We start from the raw sequence: 12,805 nt of genomic DNA, 5'->3' as shown, positions 1-12,805 counted from the left end.
AAAAAATGGGTGAAAGCAGGACTCCTTACACGAACGTATGTTTCTGTTTTTGAGCAGACGTATCCCCTTGAACAAAAACAGTCGCAAAAAGCCCATGGACAAGAGTTAAATAATGTAAAAGTTGCCCTTGAGCAGATCCCGTGTAAGACATCCCGTTCACCTCTTTCGTTTAGGATTTAAATTCAATTTTTAGTATACTCGCTACTATTATTTTTGGCAAACTTTACTTTTCGTTGTAGAGAAAAAGGTGTACGATGACTAGTAAATGTGGGGTTAGAAAGGAATAATTAACATGCTAGTAAACTACGTACTCGTTTTTATCATCATCATGAGCGTCCTCTCCTTCATCACCATGGGCACCGACAAACGCCGGGCCCAAAAAGGCAGATCCCGCTATCGCATCCCAGAAAAAAGACTGTGGTGGCTCGCTATTTTAGGTGGCGCTCCTGGAGGCTGGCTCGGAATGGTCACTTTTCGCCACAAAACACGGCACACGTCATTCCAAATTGGTTTTCCGGCGCTCGCTATACTTCAAGTGGCTCTCCTCGGTGCACTTTTCTTTATAGGAGGATAGGCTAGTCTTGTCATTGTTTGTCATACTGTGCTCGTCCTCTGGATAAGGTGTAATACGAGACTGTAGAAAAGAGGGGTCGGGAAATGGACGTCAACCTCACGATGGTTTTAGGCTTCTTTGAAACGACGGGTTACTTTGCACCTATTCTCTTTTTGATGTTCCATATCGTCCGGCAAGCGCTCTTCATTCCAGTAGCCGTCGTTAATATGGCAGGCGGAGTCTTGTTTGGCTCGGCGTTTGGAACTTTGTTTTCGACTTTGGGCATGTTTATTGCATCGCTTATTTTTTATTTCGTTGCAGAGAAGATGCCTAAGCAGATGGAAAAGTTGTTGCGGTTGAAAGCGAAAGTTTTAGGGCGTCATGCGCGACTAACGATGGGGCAAATCACCATTTTGCGACTGATCCCGTTCATGCATGTGCAATTATTAAATCTTTGTATGATGGAAAGGGCACGCGGGTTCGGAAAATATGCAAAGTACTCCCTCATTACCAATCTTCCTTTAGCCTTTTTCTACACAGTGTTCGGCGAGTTTCTGTCTCAATTCACTCCTACAATGATCTTGACCGTTTTACTAAGTTGTTGCGTTCTGTTCTACATACTTAGAGAAAAATGGGTGGTCGTTAAGTGGCAGGAATTCTTCGAGAAAAATGAAAAAGACGCTTCTGCTTAGCTAAAAATCTCTATCCTATTTGGGGTAGAGATTTTTTTGGAATGTCTTTGTTCACGCAACTTTTGTACAATTAGAATCCACTTTAGTATACTAAGAAGTGGTTCATACATAACTAACCGATTTGAAAGGGGATTCACATGCCACAAGATGAAACATTGCAAATGCTGAAGGCGCTTACAGACGCGAAAGGCATACCAGGAAATGAGCGTGAAGCTCGTCACGTCATGAAAGAATACATCGCACCTTTTGCCGATGAGGTCTCGACAGACGGGCTTGGAAGTTTGGTCGCTGTAAAAAAAGGTGACGAAAATGGACCGAAAATTATGGTCGCTGGTCACTTAGACGAAGTCGGCTTTATGGTGACACAAATTGATGAAAAAGGGTTTATTCGCTTCCAAACCGTTGGTGGCTGGTGGAGCCAAGTCATGCTCGCACAACGCGTGACGATCACGACGAAAAAAGGTGATATTACAGGTGTAATCGGGTCAAAACCGCCACACATTTTGCCTCCAGAGGCGCGTAAAAAGCCTGTAGAAATTAAAGAAATGTTCATCGACATCGGTGCCTCTTCAAAAGAAGAAGCAGCGGAATGGGGCGTTACACCAGGAGATATGGTGACGCCATACTTTGAATTTACGGTCATGAATAACGAAAAAATGTTGCTTGCTAAAGCGTGGGACAACCGTATCGGGTGTGCGATCGCAATTGACGTGTTGAAAGGACTTCAAAATGAGCAACACCCAAACGTCGTTTACGGCGTAGGGACTGTTCAAGAAGAAGTCGGGTTGCGCGGGGCGCGTACATCTGCGCAAATGATTCAACCTGATATTGGTTTTGGAGTAGACGTAGGTATCGCTGGAGACACACCCGGCGTATCTTCAAAAGACGCACTAAGCAAAATGGGCGATGGACCCCAAATTGTTTTGTATGACGCTTCTATGGTGTCACATAAAGGGCTTCGCGATTTTGTTACAGGTGTGGCAGATGAAAAAGGCATCCCATATCAGTTCGATTCGATGGCTGGTGGCGGTACCGACTCTGGTGCGATCCACTTAACTGCAAACGGAGTGCCAGCGCTTTCGATCACGATTCCAACGCGTTACATCCACTCACATGCTGCAATGTTGCACCGTGATGACTTTGAGAACGCGGTGAAGCTCATTGTAGAAGTTATTAAACGTCTTGATCGTAAGACGGTAGATCAAATTACATTTGATTGAGAACGATAAGAGCAGGTTCCTGTTACAGGAAGCCTGCTCTATTTTACTCACTTATGTTAAGTATAGTTGACATTATGTATACAATACATTACAATGAATCTTAGACAATATGAAAGAAAGGAATCGAATAAGTGCTGCAAAATTCTGTGAAAATGATGCGAGCGAGAGAAAGCTGGACACAAGGAGACTTGGCCCAAAGAGTCGGTGTCACTCGCCAAACGATTGGGTTTATTGAAAAGGGCGATTATAGTCCAAGCATTGAATTAGCATTGAAAATTGCTCAGGAATTTGGTGAAAAGGTTGACGATCTTTTTTGGTTGGAGGGGGGAGATGAATTGTGAGTAAACGTGTGTTGACGTCGACGTATTGGTCTATGGGTATGTTGACTTGTTTGGCTATTTATTTAGCTGCTGAGTGGAATGTGGTCGCGTTTCCGCATTGGTTTGCAAACGTTTCGGGTCTTTTTTTCATTATCCTACTTTTTTTGCTTGCAGTTTGGTACGGAGCAGCCACTTTTCACAACTTCCGACATCCAACAGATCGTGTGCCACTGATCTTATTACCTCCTGAGCTGAGGGAAGAAGATGAAGGCATGAAATTTTTTAGTTATAAAGCTTGTCGTGCCGTATATGTATATTACTTTTTTAGCTTTCCAGTATTGATTGTTTCCGCTCTACTTTTCGAGATGAACCGGGATGTTTTACTGCTTTCTCTACTTGTGTTGTTTCTAGGACAGTTTCTTACCTATCAGCTTGCCGTTCGTAATTTGTTAAAAGGGGGAGATGACGATTGAACCTATTAGAATATGCACTCGTTTTTCTTCTGGCAGCCATTCCTTGGGTTGAAATTGCGCTTGTCATTCCACTCGGCATCGTACGGGACTTAAACCCAGTACTCGTGGTGCTGATCGCGTTTATCGGTAATATATCGACGATTTGGCTTGTTGTTCATTTTTATGAAAAAATTGATGGATATCGTGCTAAAAAACGCAAAGGTGAACGGGTCCCTTCCAAACGTTTTATTCGTGCAAAAGACATCTGGAACAAATATGGACTGCCCGGTATCGCCTTTTTAGGGCCAATTTTAATCGGAACACATATCGCAGCCTTTGTGGGCCTTCTTTTAGGTGCGCAAAAAAATTGGACATTTGCATGGGTAAGTGGATTCTTGCTATTGTGGTCTGTTTTATTCGGACTCGGCTCTTATTATGGGGTAGAGTGGTTGATACGTTCATAAAAAAAACAACCGGTTTGCTTCGTTGCAAATCGGTTGTTTGCTTGTTATTGACCGCGAACACCACTTTCAAGCGTTTGTAGCATCTCTTCTTGTTCTTGGCGATCTGCATTTTGCCAGATGACTTCAAACAATACGCCAAGACCTGGGAGCATCTTTTCTTCGCCACTAGTGATTGCGTCCTTAATGGTGGCTTCTAATTGAGATTGATCATTACCTTGTACATTTTGTAATATCGCGTTGCGTAAATTTAAGTTCATGAAAACACCCCTCTAGTTAGAAATTTAGGAGACCTGGAGAAGGACTCTTTTTTGTAGCATTTGAAAGAATGTGTGTGATTATGTATGCTTTTTTTAGTAAGAGCAACACGTACTGAACGAAATGGGGAACTCCTGTGAACGAAAAAGTAATTCAATCGGTACAAAATCCGATGTTCAAACAAATGAAGAAGCTGCTTTCGAAAAAGGGTCGAGTGGAGGCGAAACAATATCTTGTGGAAGGGCGCCATCTTGTTGAAGAGGCTTTAAAGGAACGGGATGTTGTAAAAAAGATTTTAGTAGAAGAAAGCGTGATGCAAGGAGTCGTCCTAACGTCAGCCGTTCCACACATTGTTCTACCTTCTGTGCTTTTCAATCAGCTTACTCAAACGGAAACACCGCAAGGCATTTTAGCACTTTGTCAGATGCAATCGGAACGTGCAATCGATGATTCTCTAGCAAACAAAAAGGTGCTTCTTTTAGACGGCATTCAAGATCCTGGGAACGCAGGGACAATCTGTCGGACGGCGGATGCAGCCGGAGTGGATGTAGTTGTTTTCGGAAAAGGCAGTGTAGATATCTACAATTCGAAAGCATTGCGATCAGCACAAGGAAGTCATCTTCATGTAGATCTAGCAACAGGAGAATTGCAAGCATGGGTTGAGGCGTGCAAAGAAGCGCAACTTCCGGTGTACGGAACTGCGCTCAAAAATAGTATTTCTTATGAGCAGGTACAAACACCACAGTCATCATTTGCCCTTATAGTTGGAAATGAAGGAAATGGAGTATCTCCAGCTCTATTAGAAAAGACTGATCAGAATTTACATGTGCCAATCTACGGCCGTGCAGAGTCTTTAAACGTGACTGTTGCCACAGGAGTACTGTTATTTGCTTTACAAAAAAAAGGGACTTCAGGGCAAAAATGACTCGATTTACTTCCTACTTATTTTCCTGCGAATTTTTCACAACCGTTGAAAAACGAGCTCCTCTTGCTTATAATGTGAAAAAGAGTAAGGCTATTCATAAATCGACTGGAAGCGATGACTGAGACGAAATCGAAGCGGTAAACGTCTGAAAAGGGAAAGAGAGCCTAGACTGAAAGCTTTCTTAGGACAGGGCAGAGATTGTTCACCTCACGAGCTTGTGCCGGGACCAATTCGTTGTAAAGGCACATCGGGACACCCCCGTTTATCAAAGACAAGAGTGAGTTCAGTATTTTTTCTGTGCTAACAAGGGTGGTACCGCGACGACAATCGTCCCTTTTTGGAGGGGCGATTTTTTTGTGTTTAAAAAGCTGAGTTCTGCTCTACTTAAATGTGTCCTAGTCGGTTAAGGTTTGGACGCTTTGTTAAATTATGCTGAAGAAAGACTAAAACCGCGACGTCCTGTCGCAACGTCTTCTGACCCACATCCTGTGGGCCCGAACGTAATAAGGAGGAAAAAAGGTGAAAGAAAGGCTGCGCGAATTAGAACAAGAGGCCATTGAAAAGGTTACAACTGCAAATTCGTTACAAGCGCTACAAGATGTGCGTATTGAGTATTTAGGGAAAAAAGGGCCGATTACAGAAGTGCTTCGCGGAATGGGCAAACTTTCCGCTGAGGAACGACCTGTTATTGGTGCCCTTGCTAATGAAGTACGAGCAGCTATTCAAACAAATATTGAAGAAAAGCAAGATTACTTACAGCAGCAAGCTTTAGAGGCTAAATTAGCTGAGGAAACGATTGACGTGACGCTTCCGGGACGTCCGGTTAAGCGTGGGAATGCCCATCCGCTTACACAAATTATTGAAGAAATAGAAGACTTATTTATTGGTATGGGATACACGATCGCAGAAGGTCCGGAAGTGGAAACAGATCGTTACAATTTTGAAATGCTTAATTTGCCTAAGGGACACCCTGCACGCGACATGCAAGACTCGTTTTATATTTCCGAAGAAACGCTGCTGCGTACACATACATCACCGGTTCAGGCGCGTACGATGGAGGCGCATAAAGGAAAAGGGCCAGTTAAAATTATTTGCCCTGGCAAAGTGTATCGCCGCGACGCTGATGACGCGACACATTCACATCAATTTACACAAATTGAAGGTCTGGTAGTAGATAAAGACATTCGTATGACAGATTTAAAAGGTACGCTAGACGTGTTTGCTAAGAGAATGTTTGGTGAAGACCGTAGCATTCGTCTTCGCCCAAGCTTTTTCCCGTTCACCGAACCGTCTGTTGAGATGGACATTTCTTGCAAAATGTGTGACGGAAAAGGTTGTTCTGTCTGTAAAGGAACTGGTTGGATTGAAATTTTAGGCGCTGGGATGGTACACCCAAACGTGTTAGAGATGGCAGGATTTGATTCAAACGAGTACACAGGATTTGCATTTGGTATGGGGCCGGAGCGTATCGCCATGCTGAAATATGGAATTGAAGACATTCGAAACTTTTATGGAAACGATCAACGATTCCTTCACCAGTTCCACAGACCGTCAGAAGAAGGAGGGCGTTAACGATGCTAGTTTCATTAGAATGGTTACAACAATATGTGGATCTCTCTGGATTAACACCGGAAGAGCTAGCCGAAAAAGTCACTCGTACCGGCATTGAAGTCGAAGGGGTCCGGCATTTGGATGACGGTGTAAAAGAAGTTGTGGTTGGGTATGTGCAGGCGTGCGAACCACATCCGAATGCTGATCATTTGAACAAATGTACTGTAGACATTGGCGGCACGGAGCCTGTCCAAATTATTTGTGGTGCTCCGAATGTTGCCCAAGGTCAAAGAGTTGCTGTGGCTAAGGTGGGTGCTAAATTACCGGGTGGAGTGAAAATTAAACGGGCCAAACTGCGTGGCGAAGTTTCTGAAGGGATGATCTGCTCGCTACAAGAGCTTGGTGTTGACGGCAAAGTCGTACCGAAAGACGTGGAGGAGGGGATTTACGTGTTCCCAGAATCTGCGCAAATTGGAGAGGATGCGCTTGCTATATTAGGTCTTCGCGATACAGTCATCGAGCTCGGTCTAACCCCGAACCGGTCTGATTGTCTATCGATGATGGGAGTGGCGTATGAAGTCGGTGCGATCGTGAATCGTTCCATTGATTTGCCCACACCTACGCAAACAGACGTGGCGACCGGTGAATTTGCAGGTAAGCACATAACGGTTACTGTCGATGCAACAGAAGACAATCCATTGTACGTTGCTAAATTAGTCCGCAATGTTACAATCGGACCTTCTCCGCTTTGGTTGCAAAATCGTCTACGTGCAGCGGGAATTCGTCCGCACAACAATATTGTCGACATTACGAACTATGTATTGCTCGAGTATGGTCAGCCTTTACATGCGTTTGATTATGATCGTTTTGGTTCAAAGCAAATCCTTGTGCGTAGAGCGAATGACGGTGAAGAAATCGTTACATTAGATGATGAGAAACGCACTTTAACGGGCGAACACCTCGTAATTACAAATGGAACAGAACCAGTAGCAGTGGCCGGTGTGATGGGTGGTGCGAATTCAGAAGTAACCGCTGAGACGACGACGGTTCTTTTGGAATCTGCTCTTTTCGCTGGAGGACCCATTCGTGCAGCATCGAAGGCGCTTGGACTACGGAGTGAAGCGAGTAGCCGTTTTGAAAAAGGTGTCGATCCGAATCGCGTGGAAGAGGCGGCAGAACGCGCTGCCCAGCTGATGGTCGAACTGGCAGGTGGCGAAGTGTTGGAAGGATCTGTTATTGAAGACCACCGAACAGATGAACCGCGGGTGATTACGGTACCTGCTGATAAGGTAAATCGTGTACTCGGAACAGAAATCTCTCCAAGTGACATGGTTGCTTTATTAGAACGATTACAGCTACCAACTGAAGCGTCTGAAGGCACGTTAACAGTAAAAGCACCGACACGCAGAGGGGACCTTGTCATTGAAGAAGATGTGATTGAGGAAATCGGCCGTTTGTATGGATATGACAACTTTTCTTATACATTACCAAGAGGTGAAGCGACGCCGGGAGGTTTAACGCCTTATCAGAAGAAGCGCCGTCTTGTGAAGCGTGCGATGGAAGAGGCGGGACTAACAGAGGCGATTACGTACTCATTGACAAGCGAAAAGCTAGCTACAGCTTTTGCACTACAACAGGCGGAGACAACGAAGCTGTCCTTACCAATGAGTGAAGAGCGCAAAGTATTACGCCAAAGCTTGTTGCCAGGATTGTTGGAGGTTGCTCAATACAACATCGCGCGTAGTCAACATAATGTCGCTTTGTACGAAATCGGGCGCGTTTTCCTTCAAGAGAAAGCAGGACAATTACCGACTGAAACAGAGCGCCTTGCCGTTTTGATCACAGGGAAATGGACGAGTCATGACTGGCAAGCAGAGGTAAAAGAAACTGACTTCTACGTTGCGAAAGGACTCGTTACCCACGTGTTTGCACAGCTTGGAATTAGTAGGGAAGTTCGTTTTGAACAAGGGAAAGTGGAAGGTTTTCACCCAGGAAGAACGGCACAAATTTTGCTTGGATCCGAAGTAATCGGTACAATTGGCCAGCTACATCCATCCGAAGAAGCAGCACGTGATTTGAAGGCGACGTATGTGGCAGAGGTTGACCTAGAGACGCTACTAAATGCTGATCTTTCGTCACTTGGATATGAACCAATTCCACGTTATCCTGCAGTAACTCGTGACGTAGCTTTAGTTGTAGATGAATCAGTTTCAGCAGGCACACTCCGTACGATTATTGAAAAGACGGGTGGAAAATTGCTCGAAGCCGTTTACTTGTTTGACTTGTACGATGGTGAGCATATGGAAAAAGGGAAGAAGTCCATCGCGTTCTCATTGACGTATTTGAACAGAGATCGCACGCTTACGGACGAAGAAGTGACAAAGGCGCACGAGGCGATCGTGAGCGCAGTAAAGGAACAAACGGATGCTACGGTACGCGGTGCATAAATAAGGAAAGCGGGCTGTCATGACGGCAGTCCGCTTTTTTCCTGTTTGATGGGGCGGTGTATTAGGGACACTGCTAGTAGTCAAAGCAATTGTCAAACGAACGTTCGACCTTCACCGCCGTTTTTTCCCCGCAAGCACCCGGGCCTTTTCCGTATTCGCAAAATGCCATTTTGTCATAGCAGCAAGCGTGTCCTCGCCTTCTTTTAATAAAATTCGCGCAGCTACCTCATCCACTTTACCTCCAGCTCCTTTAGGCAATGTCACATCAACTTGTTTGCTAAGTCGATCCATCTCTTTCAAAAAGGCAACACGCGCCAATATCGAAGCAGTCGCGACACTCAGATGAAGTTCCTCTGCTTTTGTTCGGAAGTAAACGTCATCGGTAACGATTGAGCGCTCCTTTTGGAGGTGACGGTAATACACTTCCCGTGTTGCAAATTGATCAATAAGAATGGCATCTGGTTTAGTGGGCGCAATTTTCTCGACGACATTTTGCAGCGCACGATTATGTAGAATCGCTTTCATCTTTCCTTGGGTCATTCCTTTACGCTGTAGCTCGTTATACTTTGGATTCGCCAAAACGAGCAAACTATAAGGAACGGCGTGTATAAGTGATGAGGCCATTTTTCTCATAGCATCGTCAGTCAGTTGCTTCGAATCTTTTACCCCAAGTTCTTTAACCAATGCGATGTTTTCCTGTGAAACATAAGCCGCCACAACGGTCATTGGCCCGAAGTAATCTCCTGTTCCCACTTCATCGGACCCTAGTACTGAAAGCGTGGAAAACGATTCAGGTAGTGGGTCTCCTTTACTACTCGACTTTTTGGGTGGAGATTGGTTTGCTGTTTTTCCCCACGTTTCTGCTTCTGTCTCGGCATTCTTACCTTGAAAAAGCACTTTCCCTGATCCGTAGCCAGTAATTGTACAGCCAGGTAGCTTTGCACAAAAAACAGCGTGTGGTGGGGGGGATGTTTGCAGAACACCCGCTCCTTGATAAAAGGTTTTGATCGTTTGGAGTGTCTCTTTTGAAACTTGAAGTACGGCCTGTGCCATGATCTTTCTCCTCTCTCGTTAGAAGGTGTTCATTATTCTAAAGTAATAGCTTCCAATTTCTCGTCATCTCTTCCTCTCTCCAGAGCTAATATGCTATGATGAACTTTAAGAAACTAAGCTGAATTTGCCACATCTATGCCGCGACAGCTTGTACTCACAACGTGTGTGAATAGGATTCTCTGAAAAGGGTGAAGGATTTGTCTCAAGATGATAGGAAGAATCGAGTAACTGTAGATATATATGGACAAGCTTACACGATTGTCGGGCCAGAGTCGAACAGTCATATGCGCCACGTTGCTTCTTATGTAGATGAGAAAATGAGGGAAATTTCTGTTCATAACCCTTCACTGGATGTTCAACGTTTAGCCGTGTTGACAGCAGTAAATGCAGTTCATGAATACATGAAAATTCGTGAGGACGCAGAGAAACTCGAACAAGAACTTCAACAGAAAAGGACGGAATGAACTTGTTAGATATCATTTTACTTGGCTTACTGGCGTTGGGCTTTTTAGTCGGATTGCGGAGAGGCTTTATTTTGCAAACGATCCATATGACCGGGTTTATCATTTCATTTATTGTGGCGTTTCTGTACTACGATAAGTTAGCGCCACGAATGAATCTCTGGGTTCCTTATCCTACATTTGGGGAACCAGAAACGATGGAATTATTATTTGAAGGAACAGACTTAGAGACTGCCTACTATAATGCAATTTCCTTTGCCATTCTTTTCTTTGTTTCAAAAATTCTCTTGCAGATTCTTGGATCGATGCTTGATTTTGTTGCCCACTTACCCGTATTAAAGCAGCTAAATGTGTGGGCGGGCGGAGCACTCGGCGTTGTAGAAGTCTATATGCTTGCATTTCTTGTATTGTATATTGGAGCCTTACTACCTATTGATTTTATACAAGGACCGATGAATGACTCTGTACTCGCAAAAACGATCGTACAAAATACCCCGCTTATTTCAGAACAAATTCGCGAATTATGGTTTCAGAACATAGCGTAACAAATGGGAAAGTTCACTATGAGGAATAAACAATGGCGCTTGAATTGATTTTTATCATTCAAGCGTTTTTCTGTATGACCTTCACGATCTTTTGAAGCAAAAAGCAAAAACGTGGTAAAGTAAACCTATACGTATCACATTTAAAGGAGAACGGAATGGACAAGAAGGCAATTATTCGCCACTTGGAGACAATCGCGACCTACATGGAACTACGAGGAGACTCAGCGTACCGAATCGCTGCCTATCGGAAAGCGGCGAACGGCATTGAGCGGGATAAACGAAGTGTAGACGAAATAGAGAAATGGACAGCGTTAAACGGAGTAGGGGAGAAAACTACTACTGTTATAGAGGAATTTTTACAAACTGGTCAAACAAAGCTACTTACAGACTTGAAAAAGGAAGTGCCCGTCGGATTAATCCCTTTATTACAGCTTCCAGGGATCGGTGGGGAAAAGCTGGCAAAGCTACATAAAGAACTGGGAATCATTGATGTACAAACGTTGCAAAGAGCGTGTGAGGAAGGCAAAGTACAAGCTCTTGACGGGTTTGGTGTGAAAACCGAAGAAAATTTGTTAGCGGCCCTTAAGCAGGCAATGGGGACAAGGGAACGACACCCGTTTGCTTACGCTCGTCCTATAGCTGAACATATTTTACAAAAGCTACGTGAATTTCCTGCTGTTCAACGGGCAGAAGTTGCTGGCAGTTTTCGGCGAGTGCAGGAAACGGTGAAGGACCTTGATTTTATCGTGGAAACGGATGAACCAGAAGAAGTACGAGACTGGATTGTGAATTGGGAAGAAATCGTTGGTGTGATCGCAAAAGGAACGACAAAAGTATCTGTAAGATGGATGGATGAACACGAGTTGTCTATAGATGTTCGCCTCGCGGAACCTGCTGTGTTTGCCACCACTTTGCATCACTTTACCGGTTCAAAGGATCACAATGTACGCATGCGACAACTGGCAAAGCAACGTGGTGAGAAGATTAGTGAATACGGAGTTACAGACGATGAGACGAACAGGGTGACAACATTTTCAAATGAACAAGCGTTTTATCATCATTTTCATTTGCCATGGTTCCCTCCTGAGTTGAGAGAAACTGGCGAGGAAATCGATCATTCTAAACGCATCCATGATGTGATTTCTATAGAAGACATACGTGGCGATTTGCATATGCACACAGCATGGAGCGATGGTGCACACACTATCGAGGAAATGATAGAGGCTTGCCGAAGAAAAGAATATGAAGTGATGGCGATTACTGACCATTCGCGCTCCCTTGTGATAGCCGGGGGGCTGTCTATAGACAATTTGCTACGACAGCACGAGGAAATAGTAAAACTACGAGAAACGTATCGAGATATAACGATTTTATCTGGTGTAGAGATGGATATTTTAGCGGATGGAGCACTTGACTATCCGGATGAGGTCCTACGCGAATTAGACTGGATCATCGGCTCCATCCATTCTCATTTTCATCAGTCAAAAGAACTCATCACACGACGATTTCAAGCTGCTTGTGAAAATCCGTATGTGAAAATGATTGCCCATCCGAGCGGGCGGAAAATTGGAATTAGAGACGGCTATCACTTTGATATAGAGAATTTTCTAGAGATCGCACACAAAACGGGAACGGCGGTTGAATGCAACGCCAACCCTAACAGATTTGATTTGCGGAGTGATTGGTTACAAAAAGCCGTTTCCAAAGGGGTTCCCATTGTAATCAACACAGATGCACACAATCAGAAAGAACTTGACAATATGACGTACGGCGTGTCACAAGCCAAAAAAGGCTGGGTTCCGAAGACTTCTGTTTTGAACACGTGGTCTGTGCAACAAATTTTGCAGTTAAAAACATAAGGGTGAGA

14 protein-coding genes are annotated in these 12,805 nt (G+C 44.3%); 12 read left to right on the top strand and 2 right to left on the bottom strand.

Going from position 1 to position 12,805, the window contains the following annotated elements:
• The first annotated feature begins 292 nt into the window (after window positions 1-292).
• From HHK01_RS11225 to HHK01_RS11200, 6 genes are all read left to right on the top strand, one after another.
• Window positions 293-574: a DUF1294 domain-containing protein gene (locus HHK01_RS11225; protein WP_170007880.1), complete on the top strand. Its 282-nt coding sequence runs from the start codon at window positions 293-295 to the stop codon at window positions 572-574.
• Between the two features lie 83 nt (window positions 575-657).
• A complete protein-coding gene (locus tag HHK01_RS11220; RefSeq protein WP_170007879.1) occupies window positions 658-1,245 on the top strand; it encodes a TVP38/TMEM64 family protein in 588 nt (195 codons plus the stop codon).
• 137 nt (window positions 1,246-1,382) lie between these two features.
• Entirely contained in the window at window positions 1,383-2,465 is a 1,083-nt protein-coding gene (locus HHK01_RS11215; RefSeq protein WP_170007878.1) for a M42 family metallopeptidase, read from the top strand.
• Between the two features lie 152 nt (window positions 2,466-2,617).
• A complete protein-coding gene (locus HHK01_RS11210) occupies window positions 2,618-2,806 on the top strand; it encodes a helix-turn-helix transcriptional regulator (RefSeq protein ID WP_407646907.1) in 189 nt (62 codons plus the stop codon).
• Window positions 2,803-3,258: a hypothetical protein gene (locus HHK01_RS11205; RefSeq protein WP_170007876.1), complete on the top strand. Its 456-nt coding sequence runs from the start codon at window positions 2,803-2,805 to the stop codon at window positions 3,256-3,258. Before HHK01_RS11210 ends, HHK01_RS11205 begins: the two co-directional genes overlap by 4 nt.
• Window positions 3,255-3,701: a small multi-drug export protein gene (locus HHK01_RS11200; protein ID WP_170007875.1), complete on the top strand. Its 447-nt coding sequence runs from the start codon at window positions 3,255-3,257 to the stop codon at window positions 3,699-3,701. The genes HHK01_RS11205 and HHK01_RS11200 overlap by 4 nt, the downstream gene beginning before the upstream one ends.
• Window positions 3,702-3,745: 44 nt before the next feature.
• On the opposite strand, the gene sspI is transcribed toward HHK01_RS11200, so the two are convergent.
• On the bottom strand, window positions 3,746-3,958 hold the full coding sequence (sspI, locus tag HHK01_RS11195) for a small acid-soluble spore protein SspI (RefSeq protein ID WP_170007874.1): 213 nt from the start codon (window positions 3,956-3,958) through the stop codon (window positions 3,746-3,748).
• A 170-nt stretch (window positions 3,959-4,128) separates the two neighbouring features.
• On the opposite strand from sspI, the gene HHK01_RS11190 reads away from it, so the two are divergent.
• From HHK01_RS11190 to pheT, 3 genes are all read left to right on the top strand, one after another.
• On the top strand, window positions 4,129-4,881 hold the full coding sequence (locus HHK01_RS11190; protein ID WP_170008763.1) for a TrmH family RNA methyltransferase: 753 nt from the start codon (window positions 4,129-4,131) through the stop codon (window positions 4,879-4,881).
• Between the two features lie 519 nt (window positions 4,882-5,400).
• Window positions 5,401-6,453 carry a phenylalanine--tRNA ligase subunit alpha gene (gene pheS / locus HHK01_RS11185; RefSeq protein WP_170007873.1) on the top strand — a complete coding sequence of 351 codons (1,053 nt, stop codon included), beginning with the start codon at window positions 5,401-5,403 and terminating at the stop codon, window positions 6,451-6,453.
• A 2-nt stretch (window positions 6,454-6,455) separates the two neighbouring features.
• Complete coding sequence (gene pheT / locus HHK01_RS11180) at window positions 6,456-8,879, top strand: phenylalanine--tRNA ligase subunit beta (RefSeq protein ID WP_170007872.1); 2,424 nt, start codon at window positions 6,456-6,458, stop codon at window positions 8,877-8,879.
• 111 nt (window positions 8,880-8,990) lie between these two features.
• Here the strand turns inward: pheT and rnhC are convergent, their stop codons facing one another.
• Window positions 8,991-9,932, bottom strand: coding sequence for a ribonuclease HIII (rnhC, locus tag HHK01_RS11175; RefSeq protein ID WP_170007871.1), 942 nt, complete (start codon window positions 9,930-9,932; stop codon window positions 8,991-8,993).
• Between the two features lie 197 nt (window positions 9,933-10,129).
• Here rnhC and zapA point away from each other — a divergent pair, with 197 nt between their 5' ends.
• From zapA to polX, 3 genes are all read left to right on the top strand, one after another.
• Window positions 10,130-10,396: a cell division protein ZapA gene (gene zapA / locus HHK01_RS11170; RefSeq protein ID WP_170007870.1), complete on the top strand. Its 267-nt coding sequence runs from the start codon at window positions 10,130-10,132 to the stop codon at window positions 10,394-10,396.
• Between the two features lie 2 nt (window positions 10,397-10,398).
• Window positions 10,399-10,938, top strand: a complete 540-nt coding sequence (locus tag HHK01_RS11165; RefSeq protein ID WP_170007869.1) for a CvpA family protein — start codon at window positions 10,399-10,401, stop codon at window positions 10,936-10,938.
• A gap of 155 nt (window positions 10,939-11,093) precedes the next feature.
• A complete protein-coding gene (gene polX / locus HHK01_RS11160; protein WP_170007868.1) occupies window positions 11,094-12,797 on the top strand; it encodes a DNA polymerase/3'-5' exonuclease PolX in 1,704 nt (567 codons plus the stop codon).
• Window positions 12,798-12,805: the final 8 nt, after the last annotated feature.

Source organism: Bacillus fonticola (assembly GCF_012955605.1).
In the GTDB taxonomy this organism is placed as follows: Bacteria; Bacillota; Bacilli; order Bacillales; family JC228; genus Bacillus_CG; species Bacillus_CG fonticola.
Note: the sequence above shows the minus strand (reverse complement) of the source record. Positions and strands in the feature narration are given on the sequence as shown.

Bases quoted from the DNA above. Each gene is read 5' to 3' on its own strand.
- HHK01_RS11225 (WP_170007880.1), top strand. From the start codon at position 293: ATGCTAGTAAACTACGTACTCGTTTTTATCATCATCATGAGCGTCCTC.
- HHK01_RS11220 (WP_170007879.1), top strand. From the start codon at position 658: ATGGACGTCAACCTCACGATGGTTTTAGGCTTCTTTGAAACGACGGGT.
- HHK01_RS11215 (WP_170007878.1), top strand. From the start codon at position 1,383: ATGCCACAAGATGAAACATTGCAAATGCTGAAGGCGCTTACAGACGCG.
- HHK01_RS11210 (WP_407646907.1), top strand. From the start codon at position 2,618: ATGATGCGAGCGAGAGAAAGCTGGACACAAGGAGACTTGGCCCAAAGA.
- sspI (WP_170007874.1), bottom strand. From the start codon at position 3,958: ATGAACTTAAATTTACGCAACGCGATATTACAAAATGTACAAGGTAAT.
- HHK01_RS11190 (WP_170008763.1), top strand. From the start codon at position 4,129: ATGTTCAAACAAATGAAGAAGCTGCTTTCGAAAAAGGGTCGAGTGGAG.
- pheT (WP_170007872.1), top strand. From the start codon at position 6,456: ATGCTAGTTTCATTAGAATGGTTACAACAATATGTGGATCTCTCTGGA.
- rnhC (WP_170007871.1), bottom strand. From the start codon at position 9,932: ATGGCACAGGCCGTACTTCAAGTTTCAAAAGAGACACTCCAAACGATC.
- polX (WP_170007868.1), top strand. From the start codon at position 11,094: ATGGACAAGAAGGCAATTATTCGCCACTTGGAGACAATCGCGACCTAC.